Annotated in this window: 21 protein-coding genes and 1 other annotated feature; of the genes, 2 read left to right on the forward strand and 19 right to left on the reverse strand. The window is 41.7% G+C overall.

Going from position 1 to position 20462, the window contains the following annotated elements; translation table 11 throughout:
• Position 1: 1 nt before the first annotated feature.
• Genes yqeH through AUO94_RS01475 form a run of 3 tightly spaced genes read right to left on the reverse strand, consistent with a single transcriptional unit; the run spans position 2 to position 2435 of the window.
• Complete coding sequence (gene yqeH / locus AUO94_RS01465; protein ID WP_058385587.1) at positions 2-1105, reverse strand: ribosome biogenesis GTPase YqeH; 1104 nt, start codon at positions 1103-1105, stop codon at positions 2-4.
• On the reverse strand, positions 1102-1623 hold the full coding sequence (locus AUO94_RS01470; RefSeq protein ID WP_058385588.1) for a YqeG family HAD IIIA-type phosphatase: 522 nt from the start codon (positions 1621-1623) through the stop codon (positions 1102-1104). Before AUO94_RS01470 ends, yqeH begins: the two co-directional genes overlap by 4 nt.
• Positions 1624-1661: 38 nt before the next feature.
• Positions 1662-2435, reverse strand: a complete 774-nt coding sequence (locus tag AUO94_RS01475) for a phosphatidylserine decarboxylase (protein ID WP_058385589.1) — start codon at positions 2433-2435, stop codon at positions 1662-1664.
• A gap of 96 nt (positions 2436-2531) precedes the next feature.
• Here AUO94_RS01475 and pssA point away from each other — a divergent pair, with 96 nt between their 5' ends.
• The gene (gene pssA, locus AUO94_RS01480; RefSeq protein WP_058385590.1) at positions 2532-3071 is read left to right on the forward strand and encodes a CDP-diacylglycerol--serine O-phosphatidyltransferase; all 540 of its coding nucleotides are present in this window, start codon (positions 2532-2534) and stop codon (positions 3069-3071) included.
• Positions 3072-3129: 58 nt separating this feature from the next.
• Here the strand turns inward: pssA and mtnN are convergent, their stop codons facing one another.
• The 15 genes from mtnN to cymR all read right to left on the reverse strand — a co-directional run bounded on the left by mtnN (position 3130) and on the right by cymR (position 17943).
• Complete coding sequence (gene mtnN / locus AUO94_RS01485) at positions 3130-3834, reverse strand: 5'-methylthioadenosine/S-adenosylhomocysteine nucleosidase (RefSeq protein ID WP_058385591.1); 705 nt, start codon at positions 3832-3834, stop codon at positions 3130-3132.
• A 67-nt stretch (positions 3835-3901) separates the two neighbouring features.
• Positions 3902-4576 carry a DUF1510 family protein gene (locus AUO94_RS01490; RefSeq protein WP_058385592.1) on the reverse strand — a complete coding sequence of 225 codons (675 nt, stop codon included), beginning with the start codon at positions 4574-4576 and terminating at the stop codon, positions 3902-3904.
• A gap of 131 nt (positions 4577-4707) precedes the next feature.
• Positions 4708-5184 carry a transcription elongation factor GreA gene (gene greA, locus AUO94_RS01495; RefSeq protein ID WP_058385593.1) on the reverse strand — a complete coding sequence of 159 codons (477 nt, stop codon included), beginning with the start codon at positions 5182-5184 and terminating at the stop codon, positions 4708-4710.
• A 76-nt stretch (positions 5185-5260) separates the two neighbouring features.
• A complete protein-coding gene (udk, locus tag AUO94_RS01500) occupies positions 5261-5884 on the reverse strand; it encodes a uridine kinase (RefSeq protein ID WP_058385594.1) in 624 nt (207 codons plus the stop codon).
• Positions 5885-5920: 36 nt separating this feature from the next.
• On the reverse strand, positions 5921-6526 hold the full coding sequence (locus AUO94_RS01505) for an O-methyltransferase (RefSeq protein ID WP_058385595.1): 606 nt from the start codon (positions 6524-6526) through the stop codon (positions 5921-5923).
• A gap of 90 nt (positions 6527-6616) precedes the next feature.
• Positions 6617-7741: an endolytic transglycosylase MltG gene (gene mltG, locus AUO94_RS01510; protein ID WP_156423923.1), complete on the reverse strand. Its 1125-nt coding sequence runs from the start codon at positions 7739-7741 to the stop codon at positions 6617-6619.
• A 125-nt stretch (positions 7742-7866) separates the two neighbouring features.
• On the reverse strand, positions 7867-8175 hold the full coding sequence (locus tag AUO94_RS01515) for a DUF1292 domain-containing protein (RefSeq protein ID WP_058385596.1): 309 nt from the start codon (positions 8173-8175) through the stop codon (positions 7867-7869).
• A 13-nt stretch (positions 8176-8188) separates the two neighbouring features.
• Entirely contained in the window at positions 8189-8605 is a 417-nt protein-coding gene (gene ruvX / locus AUO94_RS01520; protein ID WP_058385597.1) for a Holliday junction resolvase RuvX, read from the reverse strand.
• A gap of 2 nt (positions 8606-8607) precedes the next feature.
• Complete coding sequence (locus AUO94_RS01525; protein WP_058386921.1) at positions 8608-8874, reverse strand: IreB family regulatory phosphoprotein; 267 nt, start codon at positions 8872-8874, stop codon at positions 8608-8610.
• A gap of 89 nt (positions 8875-8963) precedes the next feature.
• Complete coding sequence (alaS, locus tag AUO94_RS01530) at positions 8964-11588, reverse strand: alanine--tRNA ligase (RefSeq protein ID WP_058385598.1); 2625 nt, start codon at positions 11586-11588, stop codon at positions 8964-8966.
• A 41-nt stretch (positions 11589-11629) separates the two neighbouring features.
• Positions 11630-11839: a binding site (T-box leader), on the reverse strand.
• A gap of 294 nt (positions 11840-12133) precedes the next feature.
• Positions 12134-14551 carry an SF1B family DNA helicase RecD2 gene (recD2, locus tag AUO94_RS01535; RefSeq protein ID WP_058385599.1) on the reverse strand — a complete coding sequence of 806 codons (2418 nt, stop codon included), beginning with the start codon at positions 14549-14551 and terminating at the stop codon, positions 12134-12136.
• Positions 14552-14575: 24 nt separating this feature from the next.
• Positions 14576-15235 (reverse strand): tetratricopeptide repeat protein, encoded by a 660-nt coding sequence (locus tag AUO94_RS01540; protein ID WP_058385600.1) that lies wholly within the window; start codon positions 15233-15235, stop codon positions 14576-14578.
• A 14-nt stretch (positions 15236-15249) separates the two neighbouring features.
• Positions 15250-16365, reverse strand: coding sequence for a tRNA 2-thiouridine(34) synthase MnmA (mnmA, locus tag AUO94_RS01545; RefSeq protein WP_058385601.1), 1116 nt, complete (start codon positions 16363-16365; stop codon positions 15250-15252).
• 13 nt (positions 16366-16378) lie between these two features.
• On the reverse strand, positions 16379-17512 hold the full coding sequence (locus tag AUO94_RS01550; protein WP_058385602.1) for a cysteine desulfurase family protein: 1134 nt from the start codon (positions 17510-17512) through the stop codon (positions 16379-16381).
• 14 nt (positions 17513-17526) lie between these two features.
• Positions 17527-17943, reverse strand: a complete 417-nt coding sequence (gene cymR / locus AUO94_RS01555; protein ID WP_058385603.1) for a cysteine metabolism transcriptional regulator CymR — start codon at positions 17941-17943, stop codon at positions 17527-17529.
• Positions 17944-18273: 330 nt separating this feature from the next.
• Between cymR and AUO94_RS01560 the strand changes: the two genes are divergently transcribed.
• The gene (locus AUO94_RS01560) at positions 18274-19563 is read left to right on the forward strand and encodes a replication-associated recombination protein A (protein WP_058385604.1); all 1290 of its coding nucleotides are present in this window, start codon (positions 18274-18276) and stop codon (positions 19561-19563) included.
• Between the two features lie 128 nt (positions 19564-19691).
• Here the strand turns inward: AUO94_RS01560 and AUO94_RS01565 are convergent, their stop codons facing one another.
• Positions 19692-20456 (reverse strand): tRNA threonylcarbamoyladenosine dehydratase, encoded by a 765-nt coding sequence (locus AUO94_RS01565; protein ID WP_058385605.1) that lies wholly within the window; start codon positions 20454-20456, stop codon positions 19692-19694.
• Positions 20457-20462 lie beyond the last annotated feature (6 nt).

Below are 20462 nucleotides of genomic sequence, written 5' to 3' on the forward strand. Positions count from 1 at the left end.
CCTAAATCAACGATGGGCGCAAGAGAACTTCCACACCCTTAGGCGCGTGAGCAGCAATAACGGCGTTGCCGTGCTGTATAGTAATCCAACCAAGTCCAGAAAACACAATATCCATTTTTGCATCTTTGACACTAAATTCGTGGCGCACCAACTCCGGAAAATCGTCTTTGTACTCAGCTGACGGTGGTGCTAGCATATCGCCTAGATGTTGCGCGTACAAAGCATCCGCGTTCTCTAGTTTAGTTCGGTGAATCCCTAAGTCATTAGCAATGTGGACAGTGAATGATGAACGCTCACCTTGAATAAAGTCAAATCGTGCCAATCCGCCAACAAATAATGTTTGCCCTGCATTCAATTGGAACACACGAGGCTTAATTTCTTTTTTTGGCATAATTTGTTTGAGATCTGCTGTTTTTAAATGATGAGCCAATTGATGATGATTGATAATTCCTGGTGTATCAAATAATGAACGTTTATCATCCAAAGGAATTTCAATCATATCCAATGTCGTTCCAGGGAAATGTGAAGTCGTAATGACATCTGCTTGCCCTGTCGCTTGCTTAATCACGCGGTTGATGAATGTCGATTTCCCAACATTCGTACACCCTACCACATAGACGTCTTTGCCTTTACGGTATTTTTCGATTGCTTCCATCGCTTCTGGAACTCCGGTTCCTCTGTGAGCACTTACCGTTAATACGTCAATCGGTTTCAATCCTAATTTTTTAGCTTCTTGTTTCATCCAGTTGATTAATTTAGGCTGTTTCACTGACTTCGGTAACAAATCCGCTTTATTGGCAATCAGTAAAATATCATTATTCCCAACAAAACGGTGAAGACCAGGAAGCCAGCTGCCATTAAAATCAAAAATATCGACGATTTTGACGATCAACCCATCGCGTTCGCCCAAGCCGTTTAAAATCTTCAGAAAGTCATCATCCGTTAATGAAACAGGCTGAAGTTCATTGTAATTTTTCAGGCGAAAACAGCGTTGACAAATAATTTCTTCTTTTTCTAACGAAGACGGTGGTGCATAGCCTACCTCTTCTTTATGTTCAGTTTGAATCTGCACACCGCATCCGATGCAAGTTGGCATTTCGCTCACTTTTCTTCCTCCCACATCAATTGTCCTTTTTCTTTCAACTTCTTCATGATTTTACGCTCGACTCTTCGGTTAAAACGAGTAAAAAAGCCATCTGACTGCGCTACTGGCAATACTAGTATGGTATGCATCTTGTTCAAATTGCCTCCGAAGATATCCGTTAACATTTGATCTCCAATAACCACGACTTGATCGCGTTTTGCTTCCATAATGCGCAGTGCTTTTCTAAAAGCGCGGCCCATCGGCTTACGAGCTTGATAAATAAATGGAATTCCTAAAGGATCCGCAAACGACTTGACGCGCAATTCCTTATTATTGGAAACGATTACTACTTGAATACCGGCATCTTTCATCGATTTCAGCCATTCAATCAATTTCGGGGTAGCATCTGGACGATCCCATTCTACAAGTGTATTATCTAAATCCGTAATTATCCCTTTAATATTCTTTTCAATTAATATTTCTGGCTTAATGTCAAAAACGTCTTTTACATACTCACTAGGTACAAAATTTTGATACACTCTAACTCACTCCTGTTTTCCGAACTTAATTCTATTGATTATACCATATTTCCTAGTGCTTCTCCCACCTTGATCCGTTGTCCAGAAGACATATCTTCGACAAATCTAACGGAATTGTTCTCAAAAAACAACACAACCGTTGAACCAAAGCTGAAATAGCCCACTTCGCTGCCTTTTTCCCAGTCACTACCGGTCTCTGTGAGTTTAATAGAATTTACAAACATGGCACCGACTTTGACGACCAACATCTTGCCAAACTCAGTTTCTAACTCCGTAATCATCCGGTAGTTGCCACTGATCGGCGCTTTGCCGTATTGCAATCCAGCTGCGTTAACCGGATATGATTTTTTGCCAAGCACATATTGTCTCTTCACTGTGCCATCAGCCGGACTGTGGATACGGTGATAGTCAGCTGGCGATAAATACAGCACTGCGTATTTCCCGTTTTGGTAGCAATCAGCTAAATCGCTATCCCCTAACAAGTCGGCTAATGAATAGTCGTGTCCTTTCACAAAAAAACGACTATCTTTTCGTAGGTCCCCAATGATTTCAATTTTCCCATCCACTGGAGACACGACAGAAACTTCAGCAATTGGCCGACTACTGCCAGTAAGTTTACGAACAAAAAAATCATGAAGTGTCTGAAAGCTTTCTAAAGGTTTTTCGATTTCATCCGTTGCGATTTGATATGTTTTTATATAGCTCGGTATAAATCTGCGGCTTTTTTGAGAACCGGCAAATTGGCGAATTAAATTAGAAGTAAAAGCTCCGTTCGTTAGTTCTATTGAACGCTGGTACAAATATTTTTTCATCGAGATGCCTCCGTTGCTAAAATAGTCTACCATTATTTTACCTTTCGCAGTATAATAGATTGAACAAGTTTACAAAAAAAGAAGGAGTGTTTTCCATTGTTAATAATCGAAAGAATGGATCACACCATAAAAAAGCTGAAGTCACAGGCCGCAAACTCCATTACGATCGGTAATATGTTGTTTGGCGGGGCTTCTCTTATGGCCACTTTAAATGGATCTTATAGCTATAGCGTGCTATTTATATTTATTGCAGCTTTTTTAGACCGCTTTGACGGTATGGTGGCAAGAAAGTTTAATCAAGAATCTGATTTAGGCAAACAACTCGATTCAATGAGCGATTTGTTGTCCTTTGGTGTCGCACCCGCAATTTTAATTTATCAACTTGTCTTGTCAGACTTCGGTTTTATTGGAATGGTTTTTACTGTACTTTATCTGTCATGTGGCGCTTTTCGCTTGGCGCGTTTTAACATTTCAGACTCGACTGGATACTTTACTGGGTTGCCTATTACAGCTGCAGGTACAGTTATCACTTTATCGTATTTTGCGTTGTCGGTATTTTCACCGGTCGTCTATATGTTTTTATTTGTTCTTTGTTCTTTGTTAATGATCAGTACCTTTACCTTGAAAAAAGTTTAAAAAAAGCTGAGTGACGTTAAGAAAACGTCCCCAGCTTTTTTATTTTGTCTTCACAAAATCAGATACGTGCGGCTAGCTGGCTGATGACACTGAAAACAATTTCTGTTGAATGCTTAGCCGCTACAGGCAAGAATTCTTCAAACGATACCGATGATTCTTTTCCGGCAATATCTGACAATGCACGAATGACAATAAAAGCAACATCAAATTGATAGCACACCTGCGCAACTGCCGCCGCTTCCATTTCAGCTGCTTTCATCGACGGGAAATGTTCCCGCACTTTTGCGACACGCTCTGGATCGTTCATAAATGAATCTCCTGTAGCGATCAATCCAACCGCATAATCGTGCTGTCCCATTTCCTTAACTGCTTTAACGGCTAGCTCAATCAATTCTTTATTAGAAGTAAAAGCTGCTGGCAATTGAGGTACTTGGCCCATTTCATAACCAAAGACAGTTACATCTACATCATGGTGACGAACTTCGTCTGAAATCACGACTGCACCGACTTCTAGTTCCTCATCAAAACCGCCTGCTGAGCCAATATTGATAACAATATCAGGTTTATATTGTTGAAGTAAAATCGTCGTTGACATGGCCGCATTTACTTTACCAATCCCGCTTTTTAACAATATAATTTCCTGTTCTTCGTATGTACCTAAAGTAAATTCGCATTTTGCAATTTCTTCCGTTTGCGGATTTTCCAGTCTACTTCTTAATAATTGAACTTCTTCTTCCATTGCACCGATTACACCGATTCTCATCTTGCCATTCCTCATTTCATCTTAATTTCATTACAATTTCACTTGATAAAAGAAAAAGACGCCTTTATTAATAGGCGCCTTTAAGCGTTTTTAAGACGTCCATTTTTACTGGTTTCCAGCCTTCGCCATCGACCCATTCCATATGGACGCGGTATTTTTCAGATTCATCTTTCGACTGAACAGTCGCTATCGATTTCTGCGGACCACCGCCATTTTTTATCATCATGACATACATATTATTCGGATCAAGGCCCGTCGCATAAGAAACGGCTTGAACTTTTTCGTTCCAGTCAGCTGAATTTTTTTGATAGACAGAAACATGATCGCCTTTTTGCTTCGTGCCAATCGGCTCCCAGCTGGTGTTAATCACGGTTTCTTCGACAATTGGATCGCTCGAGTCTTCCCGTGTAATTGTTCCACCTTTAATGGCAGACTCTTCTTTTTCTTTTTCTTCTTCCGCTTTTTTAGCGGCCTCTTTTTCTTTTTCAGCAGCTTCTTTTTCTTTAGCTGTTTCTTCAGTGCCTTCGCTGTCTTCAGTGCCACTCGTTTGTTCGTCGATTTCAGGCGAACTCGCTACTTGATCCGGATCTTGAGCTTGTTCGTTCCCTCCGCCAAAAAGCATGGAAACTCCAATTATGAGAATCAATGCAAATACCAAGCCAATCAAAATGTTCAAAATCGAATTTGATCGGTTTTTCTTTTTCTTCAAACGAGAGGGATACGGCTTTTCTTCGTTATTCATTGAATGTCCCCCTTTCTTAATAGTTTACCATTAATACACTATGACAAATTTGACGTTTCAGCGTTAAATACGTTTCATTTACAGTTCAACTAATGAGAAACGACCATCCTTTTTAAAGAATGGCCGCTTGATCACGTGATTGAAAGAATCTTGATTTCCATTTCTCCGCCTGGTGTTAATACTTTAACATTTTCACCAATCGTGCGGCCAATCATGCTTTTCGCAATTGGAGAATCGTTTGAAATGCGACCTTCTAAAGGATCTGCTTCTGCTGATCCAACAATTGTATAAGACTCTTTATCGCCATCTGGAACTTCTATGAATGTTACAGTCGTCCCTAAGCGAACGACATCTTTGTTTGATTCATTTTCATTTATGATAACTGCGTTACGGATCATCGATTCAAGTGTTGAGATGCGACCTTCTACAAAAGCCTGATCTTCTTTCGCAGAGTCATACTCAGCGTTCTCAGATAAATCACCAAAATAACGAGCGATTTTGATTCGTTCGACTACTTCTTTACGTTTAATTGTTTTTAAAAAATCCAGTTCATCTTCCAACTTCTGCTTTCCTGCAGCTGTCATTGGAAATTGTTTTTCGTTAGCCATTGTTACCACTCCTTCAACTGCTGACCTGGATGCCTACATCCGTCAGTCTCGTATCATCATATTATAGTTTCACTATCTATTCAAGAATAGTTTTAATTTTTGTAACCATTAAATCGATTGCCACTTCATTTTGGCCACCTTCAGGAATAATTACATCGGCATACCGTTTTGTCGGTTCAATAAATTGATTATGCATCGGTCGAACAACCGTTAAATACTGTTCAATAACAGAATCGATTGTCCGCCCGCGTTCATTAATGTCACGCAATAGACGACGAATAATGCGCAAATCACCATCTGTATCGACGAATAATTTAATATCCATTAATTCACGCAAACGCGGATCTTCAAGTACTAATATGCCTTCCAGTATAATAACATCTTTTGGCTCGATTACTACAGTTTCTTCTGCACGTGTATGTAAAGCATAATTGTAAACCGGTTTTTCGATTGCACGACGCTCAAGCAATTCGTTGATATGATCAATTAACAAATCCGTATCAAATGCTAATGGATGGTCGTAATTTGTTTCCAAGCGCTCATCAAAAGCCAAATGACTTTGGTCTTTGTAATAATAGTCCTGCTCGATGACGACGACTGAGTTTTCTTTAAAGACTTCATAAATTGAATTCGTTACACTCGTTTTTCCCGAGCCCGAACCCCCTGCGATTCCAATAACGACCGGCCGTTTAGTAGACATATTAGTTAGCTCCCTGTAAATCTCTTTTTAGTGTATTTATTTCTTTCTGCAAATCAGTATGCCATCACCTGAGGATAATAATTCTGTATCATAGCACGGGTGATTGAGCATATGTTCTTTAAAAGTCGCCAAATTGCGAATCATCGTCCGTTTCCTTCTCGGAACGTCCGACAATGGCATATCTGAAAGACCATGCATGGTCATGTTATCGCAATAGATAATACCACCTGTTGGCAATAATGTTTCGTATTTGTCGAAAAAGCGCTCGTATTGACCTTTGGCAGCATCTATAAAAATTGCATCATACTGCGGTTTCAGTTGGGATAGTTCCAGTTCTAGTGCATCTGCATGATAAATACGGATGCGACTCGCTAACTCTGTTTGAGCAATAAATTCCAACGCCTTTTGATACCGTGAGTCATCGCGTTCTACAGTATCCACTGTGCAAGCAGGTAACGCCTCAGCCATTTTAATCGCTGAAAAACCAATCGCTGCACCAATTTCAAGAATCTGTTTAGGCTGTTGAATTTTTAAAAGTTCAACCAGCTCTCCGATACCTTGATCCTCCATGATGGGAATGTGATGCAGAGCAGCATACGTCTGAATCGCTTTAAGCGTCGTTGATAATTGATTGGTCACCATACAAATAAGCTCCTTTTCGACTCAGCAAAAATTACTTCAAATCTTACCATAAAAAGAGAAGGAAAGCGAGGACGCTTCCTTCTAAGTGGTTTACTCTCCAATATACTCGTCTCGATTCTTCAAATGCTCTTCGTAAGTTTTAGCAAAGTGATTCTTGCCTTCCTTGTCCGCTAAGAAATAGAGGTAATCGGTTTTTGCAGGGTCTAGTACTGCTTGAATCGAAGAGCCTCCTGCATTTGCGATAGGTCCCGGTGGCAACCCTTTGTTTTGGTATGTGCTGTACGGGTGTTCAAATTCGTAATCCTTGTTAAACAAACGCTCTTTGTGTTTGCCCATTGCGTAAATTACAGTTGGATCTGTCTGCAATGGCATATCGTCTTCTAAGCGATTGTAAAAAACACTAGCAATCGTTTGGCGATCAGATTGTGCTGTGGCTTCTTCTTCTAAAAGAGAAGCAAAAGTCAATAACCAATGAGGCGACTTTTCGAGTTCTTCTAAGACACCTTGGTATGGTACAACGTTGGATTGTGTCGCATTGAGCATTTGCTCAATAATTAACGTTAACGATGGCTCTTCTTCATACATAGGATAAGTTGCCGGGAATAGATATCCTTCAAGAGGGTGACGAATATTATCACCTCGTATTTCGTCAGTCAATAAATCTGGATATTTAACCATCAACTCTTCAATATATGCAGGGTCATCAATTTGTTTCAGAAATTCTTCTGCCGTATACGATGTTTTTTTAGCGATAACATTTTCAGCGATTTCTTCAACCGTTAAACCTTCTGGAACATTAATGGTAAACAACGGTTCATGATAAACCTTACCCGTTTTCAAACTTTCCGTAATTTCATCCAGCGTCATCGACTGCACCAAATCATAGGTTCCTGCTTGAAACTCAGATTCATTTTTAAATTTGACATAGTATTTATAGATGCGCGCGTCTTCAATCACATTATTTTCTTCAAGCAGTGCCGCAATGCTGTCCAGACTCGAACCGATTGGGACTTCAACGGTAATCACTTTTTCTGAGTCGGCATCTACCGGCTCTAAGGCATCAGTGACATAGCTATAGGTTTTAAAACCTGCAATCCCAATGATAATTACTAGGATCAGTGCGACTATTAATACGATGCGTCGGACGACTCTCACTTCCTTCTTTTTTTCTTTCATACGTTCAAACATAATTTCTTTTTTTGATGGTTTCCCCACGGGTTTTCCCCCCAGCTTTTCTGTACTGCAAAAGTTGAGCTAGTTATAGCTCACTTCTACCAGTATACAAGAAAAGTGCACAAAAGAAAAAGGCGGAATCAGCAATCAATTCCGCCCTCATCTTTTTAAAGCTCTTCGTTTTCTTCTTCTTCGTCAAGGAACGTGTTCAACATTTCTTCAATCATGTCCCACTCTTCGTCAGTTTCAACTGGGCGAAGCTCTCCGCCACCTTCAGTTTCATCTGATTCAGGGTTTTCTGTGAATGAAGATGCGTGAATTTCAATTTCGCCTTCTTCATCTTCTTCAGCGCCAATTGGGAAATACAAAACATATGATTTTCCGAAATCTGCTGATTCAAATGTAAACAATACTTCAAATAATTGCTCGTTGCCGTTTTCATCAACGACTGTAATGTGTTCTTGTCCGTGTTCCATTTGCGTCACCTCATTATTTTTTAAAATCAAGATAGCCCTGCAAAATCATGACTGCTGCCATCTTGTCGATCACTTTTTTGCGATTTTTGCGACTGACATCCGCGGAGATTAACATCTTCTCTGCTGCAGACGTTGTAAGCCGTTCATCCCATAGGACCACCGGTATACTATACGCTTCTTTCAGCAAATCTGCAAATCTTTCGGATGCTTGAGCACGTGGCCCAATTGAATTGTTCATGTTTTTCGGGTACCCCACAACTGCTTCAGTCACTTCATATTGTTTGATTAGTTCACCGAGACGGACCATGCCAAATTCCTCGATGGCTTCATTTATTTTGATGGTTTCGATTCCCTGAGCTGTCCAGCCCATCGGATCACTAATCGCGACTCCAATTGTTTTCGAACCAACATCAAGTCCAATTATGCGCATCCTTATTCTCCGTTATTCTTCTTAATATAGAACTTTACAAGTTCCTCTAGAATTTCATCCCGTTCTAGTTTGCGAATCATATTTCGCGCATCCTGATGGCGAGGAATATAAGCCGGATCACCTGATAATAAATATCCGACGATCTGATTGATCGGGTTATAGCCTTTTTCTTCAAGTGCAGCATGGACCTGTAGCATCACTTGCTTCACTTCTTGCTCCATCGACTCATCAGACGAATCGAATTTCATAGTTCGATCAAATGAACTCACGACAAGCACCTCGCTTTCGGATTTTAAATAGGAATAATTGCTCCTGCTGTCTGCTTCTTATTATAACCGATAGCGGCCATTTATTAAACCTATTTCACTAAGCTATAAACGGATTCGAGTGCCGACTCTAACTTGTCGACATCTTTTGCACCTGCCATTGCCATATCTGGCCGGCCGCCACCTTTGCCACCACATTGTTCTGCTACGTGTTTAACGATTTGTCCCGCATGGTAATCTCCACCCGCCAAATCTTTTGTCACGCCTGCTGCAAGCATTACTTTATCACCGTCTGTCGCACCAAGAACGATTACTGCTTTATCCATTTTCGTTTTCAAGTCATCCATCATTTGACGCAATTGGTTATTGTCTTTTGCTTCGACTTTAATGGACAGTACGGTAATGTCTCCAATTTTTTGAGCTGCATCTAAAATGCCCGCAGATTGAGCGTTAGAGATTTTCGCAAGCAAGGATTCATTTTCACGTTGAAAGGCTTTTATTTCAGCTTGAACCGATTGCGCTTTTTGAATCATCTCTTTCGGAGAAGATTTTAATAATCCTGCCGCCTGTTCTAATACGTGCTCACTGTCTTTCAAGTTTTCATAGGCACCTTTACCTGTTAGCGCTTCGATTCTGCGTACCCCAGCACCTATGCCGCCTTCAGAAACAATTTTAAACAAGCCAATTTCCGATGTATTGAATACGTGAACGCCACCACATAACTCTAGTGAATAGTCGCCAATTTCAACGACACGTACAACATCCCCGTATTTCTCACCGAACAATGCCATTGCACCCATATCTTTTGCTTCTTGCAAGTTATGGTATCCAGTTTGAACTGCGATTCCTTCCCATACTTTTTCGTTAACGATTTTCTCAATGGTCTCTAACTCTTCTTTCGTGACTTGGCCAAAATGAGAAAAATCAAAACGTAAACGATCTGGACCTACATAAGATCCCGCTTGGTTAACATGCGTTCCTAACGTATCTTTTAGCGCTTGGTGCAAAAGGTGTGTCGCTGTATGGTTTTTCACCGTATGACGACGATCTGCTGCGTCTACTTGTGCTGTTACAGACGCCAGTGTTAATTCTCCCGTGTTAATACGAACAGAATGTAAATTTTGGCCATTTGGTGCTTTTTTAACGTTTAATACAGTCGCTTGAACCAAATCATTGCTCAAGGTTCCGCGATCTGCTATTTGTCCGCCACTTTCTGCATAAAATGGTGTTTGATCTAGAATAACTTGAACTTCTTCGCCTTCATGTGCACGGTCAGCAAGTTCACCATCCTTAATAATAACTACTACTTTAGCATCTGAAACAGTCTGGCTATAGCCAATAAATTCACTGGCTGTTTTAATATTACCCAAAACTTCAGATTGAGTTTGCATCGAATTAACGTTTTGACGCGCGTTTCTTGCACGATCACGCTGCGCTTGCATCGCTGCTTCAAAGCCATTATGGTCGATGGTCATGCCTTCTTCTTCCGCATATTCCTCAGTCAATTCAACCGGGAACCCGTATGTGTCATAAAGACGGAATGCATCTTCACCAGGAATTTCTGTTTGTCCGTTCGCTTTTTGTTTTTCCACAACCGAAGACAAAATTGCTAAGCCGTCATGAAGTGTTTCGTGGAAACGCTGTTCTTCTAGTTTCATCACACGAATGATAAAGTCTTGTTTGTTGTTAACTTCTGGGTAAAAGCTCTTCATAATGTCTCCAACCACTGGTACTAGCTCAAACAAGAATGGCTGTTCAACGCCTAATTTTTTCGCATAACGTACGGCACGACGTAATAAGCGACGTAATACATATCCACGGCCTTCGTTAGATGGAAGGGCTCCGTCACCAATCGCAAATGCAACCGTACGGATGTGGTCAGCAATCACTTTAAACGCCATATCCATATCCGCGTCTTCGCCATATGTTTTCCCCGAAATTTCTTCCGTTTTTCGGATAATCGGTACGAATAAATCCGTATCGTAGTTGGTTGCTACATCTTGAGCCACACAAGCCATGCGCTCTAAGCCCATTCCTGTATCAATGTTTTGTTTAGGCAGTAATGTGTAGGTGTGATCCGCGTTGTGGTTGAATTGTGAGAACACCAAGTTCCAAATTTCCAAATAACGATCATTTTCGCCACCAGGATATAATTCAGGGTCAGTCAAATCGTTGCCGTAGCTTTCGCCGCGATCGTAGAAAATTTCAGAGTTCGGACCACTTGGGCCTTCACCGATATCCCAGAAATTCCCTTCCAAACGAATAATGCGCTCCGCAGGTACACCCACTTCATTTAACCAAATTGCATATGCTTCTTCGTCTTCTGGATGAACTGTTATAGAAAGTTTTTCAGCGTCAAAACCGATCCATTTGTCGTCCGTTAAAAATTCCCAAGCCCAGTGAATCGCTTCAGTTTTAAAGTATTCGCCGATTGAAAAGTTCCCAAGCATTTCAAAGAATGTATGGTGACGCGCTGTTTTACCAACGTTTTCAATATCGTTCGTACGAATTGATTTTTGTGCATTTACGATTCTAGGGTTGTTTGGAATGACACGGCCATCAAAGTATTTCTTTAAGGTAGCGACGCCACTGTTAATCCACAACAAGGAAGGATCTTCAAAAGGAACAAGCGGTGCACTTGGCTCCTGATCGTGGCCCTTTTCTTTAAAGAAATCAATATACATTTGTCTAATGTCTTCTGCTTTTAAATTTTTCATCTATTTTTCCTCCTTAACATAATAAAAAGCCTTCATCCCAAAAAAGGGACGAAGGCTTTATTTCGCGGTACCACCCTAGTTACACAAAGCAGCATGCTCTGTGTCTCTCGAACACCTTAACGCGGTTCAACGGCAGGAATTAGCTGCACTCCGGAGTAGCTTTCTAAAATCGACTGTCGTCGGAGCCTTTCAGCCTAGGGTCCCGTTTCTTTTCGAATCCGATTTTATACTGTCTCCATCAATGTGTTTGTCTATCAATCTAATTTGAATTATAGAAAAAGCTTTGCGTGATGTCAATAGTGATACTTTAATTGGGCAGTGTTACTGCGTAAACCAACTCCGCTTTCCTGCGGGCTTGCGCCGAACTAACTCGGCCTTAACGCCCGAGTAGATTTCGGCACTTCGCTATCCCGCGGGAGTCTCCGTTGGTTTACTTCGTAACTTACATAACAAGTATTTATATGAAATTTAGTTTCAACACAAACAGGAAACCGCATTCTAAATTACGGTTTCCTTTGCATGTTGTGTAAATTTTAAAGATCTACTCAAGCTTCCATAAACTTTTGTGGAGTAATGCCTTCCATGCCAATCATTGGATGGATGGCGTGGACATTTTCGGCAGTTAAACTGACGGGACCGCATTGTTCTGTCTCGACTTGTTGCTTTGTTTGTTGTTCGGTTTTTGGTTGTTCGGTTGTGACCGCTAGACGGCTTTTTAATGTGGTCATGCGCTGTGCGTCGTCCGTGCGTTCAACTCCGTAACGGAAGACGCTTGGATCTCCACAGAGAATAAGAAAATCCCTACTCCGAGTAATACCCGTGTAAAGCAAATTGCGGCGCAACATTTTCATGTAGCCCCGAACTACTGGCATGATGACAGTTGGAAATTCAGATCCTTGTGACTTATGGATCGAACAACAGTATGCTAGCGTGAGTTGGTTTAAATCGCTGCGTTCATAAGTTACTTCAATGCCGTCAAAAGACGCCACTAACATGTCTTGTTTTTCAACGGTTTCTTTGGCTTTCATAATAGCGACAATTTCACCCATGTCACCATTAAAGACATTGCTTTCTGGTTGATTGACGAGCTGCAACACTTTATCACCGATGCGGTACGTAATGTCACCAAATGCTAATTCTTTTCGTTTGCCATCCGGATTCGGGTTGACCATTTCTTGAATCAGACGGTTCAAAGCATCGATTCCGGCTGGTCCTTTATACATCGGAGCAAGCACTTGAATGTCTTTAATCGAATGACCTTTCGACAAGGCACTCCTCACAACCTTTTCAACAACAGCAGGAATTTGGTCGGCTCCCGCTTTGATAAATGAACGATCGGCCGTCTTTACAGTGATGTCTTCAGGCAATTGTCCATTTTTCATTTGATGGGCGAGTTCAATGATGGAGGAACCTGACGCTTGTCGGTAAATATCGGTTAGCTCAACAGTCGGAATCCGTTTTGATTCGAGTAAATCTCTTAGCACTTGTCCGGGACCAACCGGCGGCAATTGATCTTGGTCTCCAACGAAAATTAGCTGTGCGTCTTCTGGTACTGCTTTTAGCAATTGATGAGCAAGCCACGTATCAACCATCGACATTTCATCGATAATAATTAATTTGCCTTCGATTTCTTTTTCGGTTTCTTCGTCTTTTTCTTGCCCATTAAAGCCTAATAAACGGTGGATTGTCATTGCCGGTAGGTCAGTGGATTCACTCAAGCGCTTGGCCGCACGTCCCGTTGGTGCTGCTAGGATAATGGGAAACGGCTCTTTTTTCTTGGCGTATTCTTTCGGATCGAGTGACAACCCGTGCAGTTCTGCATAGATTTCCACCAATCCGCGGACAACCGTGGTCTTACCGGTACCCGGTCCACCCGTTAAAATCATGACCGATGAATTAATACTGTTTTCAATCGCGTCAACTTGCGTTTCTGCATAATTCACACCAAGACGTTCCTCTGCTTCACCAAGCGCTTTACGAACTTCTGAACTTGGAAACTTTGTGCGATTTTCTTGTTCGGCCAGTAAAGTTTCCAGTTTCGTCGCAATTCCAACTTCTGAATAATACAGCGATGGCAAATAAAGCCGCGTTTCTTCGCCTGCGACTTTACTTTCTTCATTTAATTCGATAGCAGCTTTCGAAATCGCTTCAATCGCAATTTCTCCTTGCTGACGTGATTCGAGCATTTCCTTAACTAGCGGAATCAAGGTTTTAGCGTCTACATAGACATGGCCTTCAGACAGAGAAGCTTGGTTTAGAATGTGCAAAATTGCCGCTTTGATTCGGTCCGGATGACTGCCAGTGATGCCAAGCTTGGTTCCGAGTTCGTCGGCACGTTGAAAACCGATTCCTTCGATTTCTTCAATCAGCTGAAAAGGATTTTTCGTCAAAATTTCAATGGTTTCTTCGCGGTAAGCTTGATAAATTCGCATGCCCACTTGAGGGCCAAAGCCCCAGTCGTTGAGCTGAATCATCACACGCTCCAGACCGAGATTCATCTGTAAAGTGGCGCGAATGGTGTCTTTTTTATCATCTGACAACCGCGGCACTTTATCTAATGCATCAGGGTCTTCAAGAATTTTCTTGATCGCATCTTTGCCGAGTTTTTTGACGATTGTTTCTGCTGTTTTCCGGCCAATGCCGTTAAACATATCACTGGACAAGTAATGAATAATTCCTTGTTCGGTTTCTGGTACTTCTTTCGTAAACGTTTCTACTTGGAATTGAACACCATAACGCGGATGATTTTTCACGACGCCTGTAAAACGATACTGTTCTTCGAGCGTTAACATCGGAAAATAGCCAGATACAATAATTTCTTTTTCAGTGTACGGGGTGTTGGTTTCTTGAATTTTCACTTTGGCTATGGAGAATAAGTTTTGAGGATTGTGAAAAATCGAGACGACAGGACGCCCTAATACAAACTGTTTTTCTTCTTGAAATAAATCGATTTGTCCGGTCATTTCTGTCGTCTCCTCTTCACGTAGCTATTGTAATGTCGTTGCAATCATATCGTAAGCATATCGTGCCATTTCATTGCGCTCATCTAGCGTATACGCCAGTTTCAAATGATACATAGCGTCTTCTGTACGATTTGTCGAGACTGCGTAAAGAACACCCACATTATAATGAGCATCCGAATGATCTGGTTCGCTGTCGATTACTTGTAGAAATTGAGGTTCTGCTAGTTCAAATAATTCCATAGATGCCAAACAGATGCCATAGCTCAAGCGGGCTTGAACATCCTGTTCATCCAGTTCTACCGCGCGTTGAAAATACGGCAACGCTAGTTTCGGCTGCTCTAGTTTTTCAAAGCATTTACCGATCATAAAATGCGCATCTGCGCCTTCAAGTTCGTATTGCAATGCTTTTTCATATAGCTTTAATGCTTCTGAATAACGCTCTGAATTAAAATACAAATTAGCCAAACCATAAAAAGCCGTCGCTGATGTTTCATCAAGCGTAATGGCTTTTTGGAAAAATCTTTCCGCACGGTCAATTTCGTCCATCGACGTTAAGACATGCCCAAAATTGATATAGCCTAGCGGGTTGTCCGGTTGTTCATCGATTGCTTGTGTGAAAGCTTCAACGGCTTTTTCAGTATTGCCTTCTTGTAATGCTTGTATCCCGATTTCGTTGTAATTCATTGTTGTCTCTCCCATTAACCGACATATTCCAAACGTGCGCCATTTTTAAAGACACGATCGATCGTTCCACCGCCTAGGCATTCTTCACCATCATAAAACACGACAGCTTGACCAGGCGTAATCGCGCGGACCGGCTCTGCAAATGTCACGATGGCTCTTTCGCCTTTGAATTCAACAGTTACACCAACATCTTGCTGACGGTAACGGAATTTTGCTGTGCATTCTAGTATCCCGCTTAGTGCTGTATTTGATGTGAAGCTTAAGTTTACCGCAGTTAAGCTATCTGAGAAAAGCGCATCGTGATGAATGTTTTGTCCCACGTACAAAATGTTCTTTTTCAAATTTTTGCCGATGACAAACCACGGGTCTCCCGCGCCACCAATTCCGAGACCTTGTCGCTGTCCGATTGTATAGTACATCAACCCGTCATGTGAACCCATTTTAACGCCTTCTAACGTTTCCATTTGACCCGGTTGTGCTGGCAAGTATTGACCCAAAAATTCTTTGAAATTCCGTTCTCCAATAAAACAAATACCCGTGGAATCCTTTTTCGTCGCTGTTGCAAGTCCCGCTTCTAGCGCGATTTCACGGACTTTCTTTTTCTCCATATGGCCGATTGGGAACATCACTTTCGACAATTGATGTTGGTCTAGTTGATTTAAAAAGTAAGTTTGATCTTTGTTGTTGTCTTTGCCACGCAACATTTTTGTTTCGCCGTTTTCTGCGTGTTCAACTTGTGCGTAATGACCAGTTGCCAAATAATCGGCCCCCAGACTTAAAGCATGCTCTAAAAAGGCTTTGAATTTAATTTCTTTATTGCACATAACATCTGGGTTTGGCGTACGTCCTGCTTTGTATTCTTCCAAAAAATACGTGAAAACTTTGTCCCAGTATTGCTTTTCGAAATTTACCGCATAATACGGAATACCAATTTGGTTACAGACGCGAATGACGTCTTCGTAATCTTCTGTCGCAGTGCAGACGCCATTTTCATCGGTGTCATCCCAGTTTTTCATAAAGATGCCGATAACATCGTAACCTTGTTCTTTCAATAAATACGCAGCAACCGAAGAGTCAACCCCTCCGGACATGCCGACGACAACACGTGTATCATGTAATGATTTTGTCATTTTATTCACCTTTTCATTTTAATGCCAAACGCTGGCTGATTTGAGCTGTCTTTTCGGCAGCTTGCTTAATTGTTTCAGACGTCAATCCTAAGCCGAAGCTAAATCGAATAGAATTACGGCTTTCAACAGCCTTATCGCCGTACATGGCAACAAGCACATGAGATGGATCAATTGAACCTGCTGTGCACGCTGATCCGCTTGAAGCTGATATCCCCGCTAAATCCAAGTTGATTAAAAACGACTCAATTTCTATACCTGAAATACTGAGATTTAAAATATGCGGCATAGAATGACTGCCATTTTCTTTATAGTTGACGTTTTGTTTATCCAAAACGTCTTTAAACATCGTTTTGTATTGCTCGTAAGCTGTTGTTTTTTCTTCCATCGTTGCTAACGCAATTTCTGCTGCTTTAGCAAATGCGGAAATCGCCGGTACGTTTTCCGTTCCTGCCCGGCGCTTACGTTCTTGTTCTCCTCCGTACAACAATGGAGTTACCGCCGTTCCTTTGCGTTGGTATAAAAAGCCAACACCTTTAGGTCCGTTTAGTTTATGCGCAGAGACCGATAATAAATCAACGTTTAATACGTTAACATCGATTGGCAATATACCAAATGCTTGAACCGCGTCGGTGTGGAATGTCACATCTGTATCTTTTAACAATTCACCGATTTCGGCAATCGGTTGAATGGTTCCAACCTCATTATTGCCCATCATGACCGATACTAGAATTGTATCCTCACGCAGCGCATTTTTCACGTCTTCTGCTCGCACGCGTCCATTTTCACCCACTGGCAAATAAGTTACGTCGTAGCCTTGTCGCTCTAATTCCTCACAAGCATGCAAAATGGCATGGTGTTCAATCATTGTAGTGATGATATGCTTTCCTTCTTTTTTTGCAGCCGTGCCAAAAATTGCCGTATTGTCCGCTTCAGTACCCCCGCTAGTAAAAATAATTTCATGGTCATGAGCCTGTATGCTGTCAGCTAGCAATTTGCGTGCATCGTCCAGTTTTTTACGTGCCGCTCTACCGGTACCATGGATACTTGAAGGATTGCCGTAAACCGTTCCGAGTGCTTCAGAAAAAGTCGCCACCACTTCGGGATGCATGGGCGAAGTCGCCGCATGATCTAAATAAATTCGATTCATAGTTGTTGACCCCTTTATATATAGTACATGTAATTTTCAGTTTCACCGTTTTCGGCGTTTGCCAAATCTTCAATCGTTGTGGTATCGAGAACATTTTTTACTGCATCACGAATGCGTACCCATAGCTCACGCTGCGGTTGCTTTTCGTCTTCAATGCCTTCAACAGGTTGGATGGGACCTTCTAAAACACGAATCACATCTCCTGCTGAAATTTCTTTTGGGTGGCGCGTCAACATATAACCGCCATATGCCCCGCGGACACTTTTAACAAGCCCTGAGTTGCGTAGTGGTCCCACTAGTTGCTCTAAGTAAGCTTCAGAAAGGTCATTTTCTGCCGCAATTTTACGCAATGGAATCGGACCTTCTCCGTATTGTTTGCCAAGTTCAATCATAATTGTCAGACCGTAACGGCCTTTGGTTGAAATTTTCATGAGTACACCTCTAAGTTTGATAATTTTCATAAGGTTGGTATTCCGTAAACTAGCTGCGCTTTCCCGCGGGAGTCTCCGCTAGTTTACTCCATACTTGTTTAAAACAAATTATTCTCGATAAAAAATCGAATTTACTCTTCTCGAATACTTCCCTACGTGCGACTAGTTTTATTAACAGAATAATGCTAATAATACATCATAAAATCGCCGTTTTAACTACGTTTATTCTTCAAAACAGTATATCATAATTTGACTTGAATGGACTTGCAATGACTTTTGAAACCTCAAACGCTATACTGATAGAACGAATATCCGAAAGGAGTTTTTTCTATGCACAACGAACCTTTAGCTTTTCGTATGCGTCCTCGAACGATTGATGAAGTCGTCGGACAAAAAGACGTCATCGGACCACATACGGCTTTATATAAAATGATTAGTAATGGACATGTACCTTCTATGCTGCTGTACGGCGAGCCTGGCATCGGCAAAACTTCCATCGCTCACGCTATCGCAGGGACATCGAATTTACCTTTTATCGCGCTGAACGCCACAACTTCTGGCAAGAAAGACGTTGAAGAAGTCGTGACCGAATCACGGATGACCGGTAAAGTATTGTTGTTTCTGGATGAAATTCACCGTTTTAACAAGTTGCAGCAAGATGCTTTGCTGCCGCATGTCGAAAGCGGTTCGATTGTTTTGATTGGTGCGACTACGGAAAATCCATTTCATGACGTTAATCCGGCAATCCGTTCGCGTTGCGGTGAAATTAAGCAATTAAAGCGGCTGTCTCAAGAAGATATTGTGCAGTTGCTAAATAGCGCATTGGCCGAACCCAAACGTGGACTCGGCAGCGAACACATTGCGATTTCCAAAAAACAAGTCGAACGCATTGCAGAAGGTACCAATGGTGACGCCCGTAAAGCATTAACGATGCTTGAATCGATTGTCATTGCTTCTGATGAAATCGATGGTAAATACATTGTGGAAGATCAGATGGTCGAACAAATGATCAAGCGTGTCGGCGTGTTCGGTGATAAAAAAGGATCGCATTTTTTTAATTTATTGTCTGCATTACAAAAATCAGTGCGCGGAAGTGATGTCAATGCAGCAATGTATTATTTGGCGCATTTATTAGAAAATGGTGACTTAACTGCTGTTACACGCCGTTTACTCGTTATGGCTTATGAGGACATTGGACTTGCCAATCCTGCTGTTGGCGGACACGTTCTCTCCGCTTGCCAAGCAGCTGATCGTCTCGGTTTACCGGAAGCCCGCATCCCGCTCGCTCAAGCAGTCGCTGAAATGTGCTTGTCCGAAAAATCCAATTCTGCCTATAAAGCCATTGATGCTGCAACTGCAGCTATTAATAAAGGCGATGTTGGCGACATTCCATTGCATTTGCGCGATACACATTACGCAGGAAGCGCCGAACTGGGGCACGGCGGATACCGCTATCCACACGACACGCCCGTCGGCTCGTTCGGTGGTTGGGCAGATCAAGATTATTTGCCAAAAGAAATAAGGTCAGCCGAGTTTTATAAGCCCATCATTGCTGGTGAGGAAAAGAAATTTGCAGGCATTTACGAAAAACTGAAAAGCTTTCGAAAAAACAAAAAATGATATGAATATCGAGCAAAGGGGCTGTCTTAAAAGTCATAAAAGTGACTTTTAAGACAGCCCCTATTTCTACAAAATTATCCGTTATAACAACAGAAAAAACCGGCTCATAAAAAGAGCCGGTTTTTTGATTAATTCATACGTACCCGTGTAATCGGAATGGATTTGGTAATATCGTTAACTACCCAACTCGCAGCAATCAAGCCCACAGTTGATGGCGTAAAGGCATTTGATGAAGGCGGCATTTGAGCTTTTCGAATGGTTGCATCCGGCTTCCCAACGGTTTCTACTACGTCTTCACGAACAATGATTGGACTTTCATCTGAAAAAATTACCGGAATGCCTTTGTAAATTCCGTTTTTGCGTAATTTTTTGCGAATGATTTTCGCTAATGGATCCGTATGGGTTTTTGAAAAATCCGCAATTTTGAAACGTGTGGGATCAGTTTTATTGGCCGCTCCCATACTGGCAATGATTTTTATGTCACGACGATAACATTCTTCCATCAAATGGACTTTGTAAATCATTGTATCGGACGCATCGATCACGTAATCAGGAGTGTAACTAAAAAATTCTTCGCACGTTTCTTCCGTATAAAACATATGCAATGAAATTACTTTGCATTCTGTATTAATGTCAGCAATCCGAGTTTTCATAACCTCTGCTTTCGATTGTCCAACCGTTGATAAATTCGCAACAAGTTGACGATTGATATTGGTGATGTCTACATTGTCTTTATCAACGAGTATAATCGTACCCACGCCGCTCCGCGCACAAGCTTCTGCTGCAAACGATCCGACACCTCCGACGCCAAGTATCGCGACAGTCGCATTTTTTAATAAATTGATTCCTTCTTTTCCTACAGCTAATTCATTTCTGGAAAATTGGTGTAGCATTCCGTC

Origin of the sequence: Planococcus kocurii (assembly GCF_001465835.2) — a bacterium.
Classification (GTDB): Bacteria; Bacillota; Bacilli; order Bacillales_A; family Planococcaceae; genus Planococcus; species Planococcus kocurii.

Excerpts from the sequence above, each read along its gene's own strand:
- AUO94_RS01475 (WP_058385589.1), bottom strand. The coding sequence starts at position 2,435 with ATGAAAAAATATTTGTACCAGCGTTCAATAGAACTAACGAACGGAGCT.
- mtnN (WP_058385591.1), bottom strand. The coding sequence starts at position 3,834 with ATGAGAATCGGTGTAATCGGTGCAATGGAAGAAGAAGTTCAATTATTA.
- AUO94_RS01490 (WP_058385592.1), bottom strand. The coding sequence starts at position 4,576 with ATGAATAACGAAGAAAAGCCGTATCCCTCTCGTTTGAAGAAAAAGAAA.
- greA (WP_058385593.1), bottom strand. The coding sequence starts at position 5,184 with ATGGCTAACGAAAAACAATTTCCAATGACAGCTGCAGGAAAGCAGAAG.
- udk (WP_058385594.1), bottom strand. The coding sequence starts at position 5,884 with ATGTCTACTAAACGGCCGGTCGTTATTGGAATCGCAGGGGGTTCGGGC.
- AUO94_RS01505 (WP_058385595.1), bottom strand. The coding sequence starts at position 6,526 with ATGGTGACCAATCAATTATCAACGACGCTTAAAGCGATTCAGACGTAT.
- AUO94_RS01515 (WP_058385596.1), bottom strand. The coding sequence starts at position 8,175 with ATGGAACACGGACAAGAACACATTACAGTCGTTGATGAAAACGGCAAC.
- ruvX (WP_058385597.1), bottom strand. The coding sequence starts at position 8,605 with ATGCGCATAATTGGACTTGATGTTGGTTCGAAAACAATTGGAGTCGCG.
- alaS (WP_058385598.1), bottom strand. The coding sequence starts at position 11,588 with ATGAAAAATTTAAAAGCAGAAGACATTAGACAAATGTATATTGATTTC.
- recD2 (WP_058385599.1), bottom strand. The coding sequence starts at position 14,551 with ATGACCGGACAAATCGATTTATTTCAAGAAGAAAAACAGTTTGTATTA.
- AUO94_RS01540 (WP_058385600.1), bottom strand. The coding sequence starts at position 15,235 with ATGAATTACAACGAAATCGGGATACAAGCATTACAAGAAGGCAATACT.
- mnmA (WP_058385601.1), bottom strand. The coding sequence starts at position 16,365 with ATGACAAAATCATTACATGATACACGTGTTGTCGTCGGCATGTCCGGA.
- AUO94_RS01550 (WP_058385602.1), bottom strand. The coding sequence starts at position 17,512 with ATGAATCGAATTTATTTAGATCATGCGGCGACTTCGCCCATGCATCCC.
- cymR (WP_058385603.1), bottom strand. The coding sequence starts at position 17,943 with ATGAAAATTTCAACCAAAGGCCGTTACGGTCTGACAATTATGATTGAA.
- AUO94_RS01560 (WP_058385604.1), top strand. The coding sequence starts at position 18,274 with ATGCACAACGAACCTTTAGCTTTTCGTATGCGTCCTCGAACGATTGAT.
- AUO94_RS01565 (WP_058385605.1), bottom strand. The coding sequence starts at position 20,456 with ATGCTACACCAATTTTCCAGAAATGAATTAGCTGTAGGAAAAGAAGGA.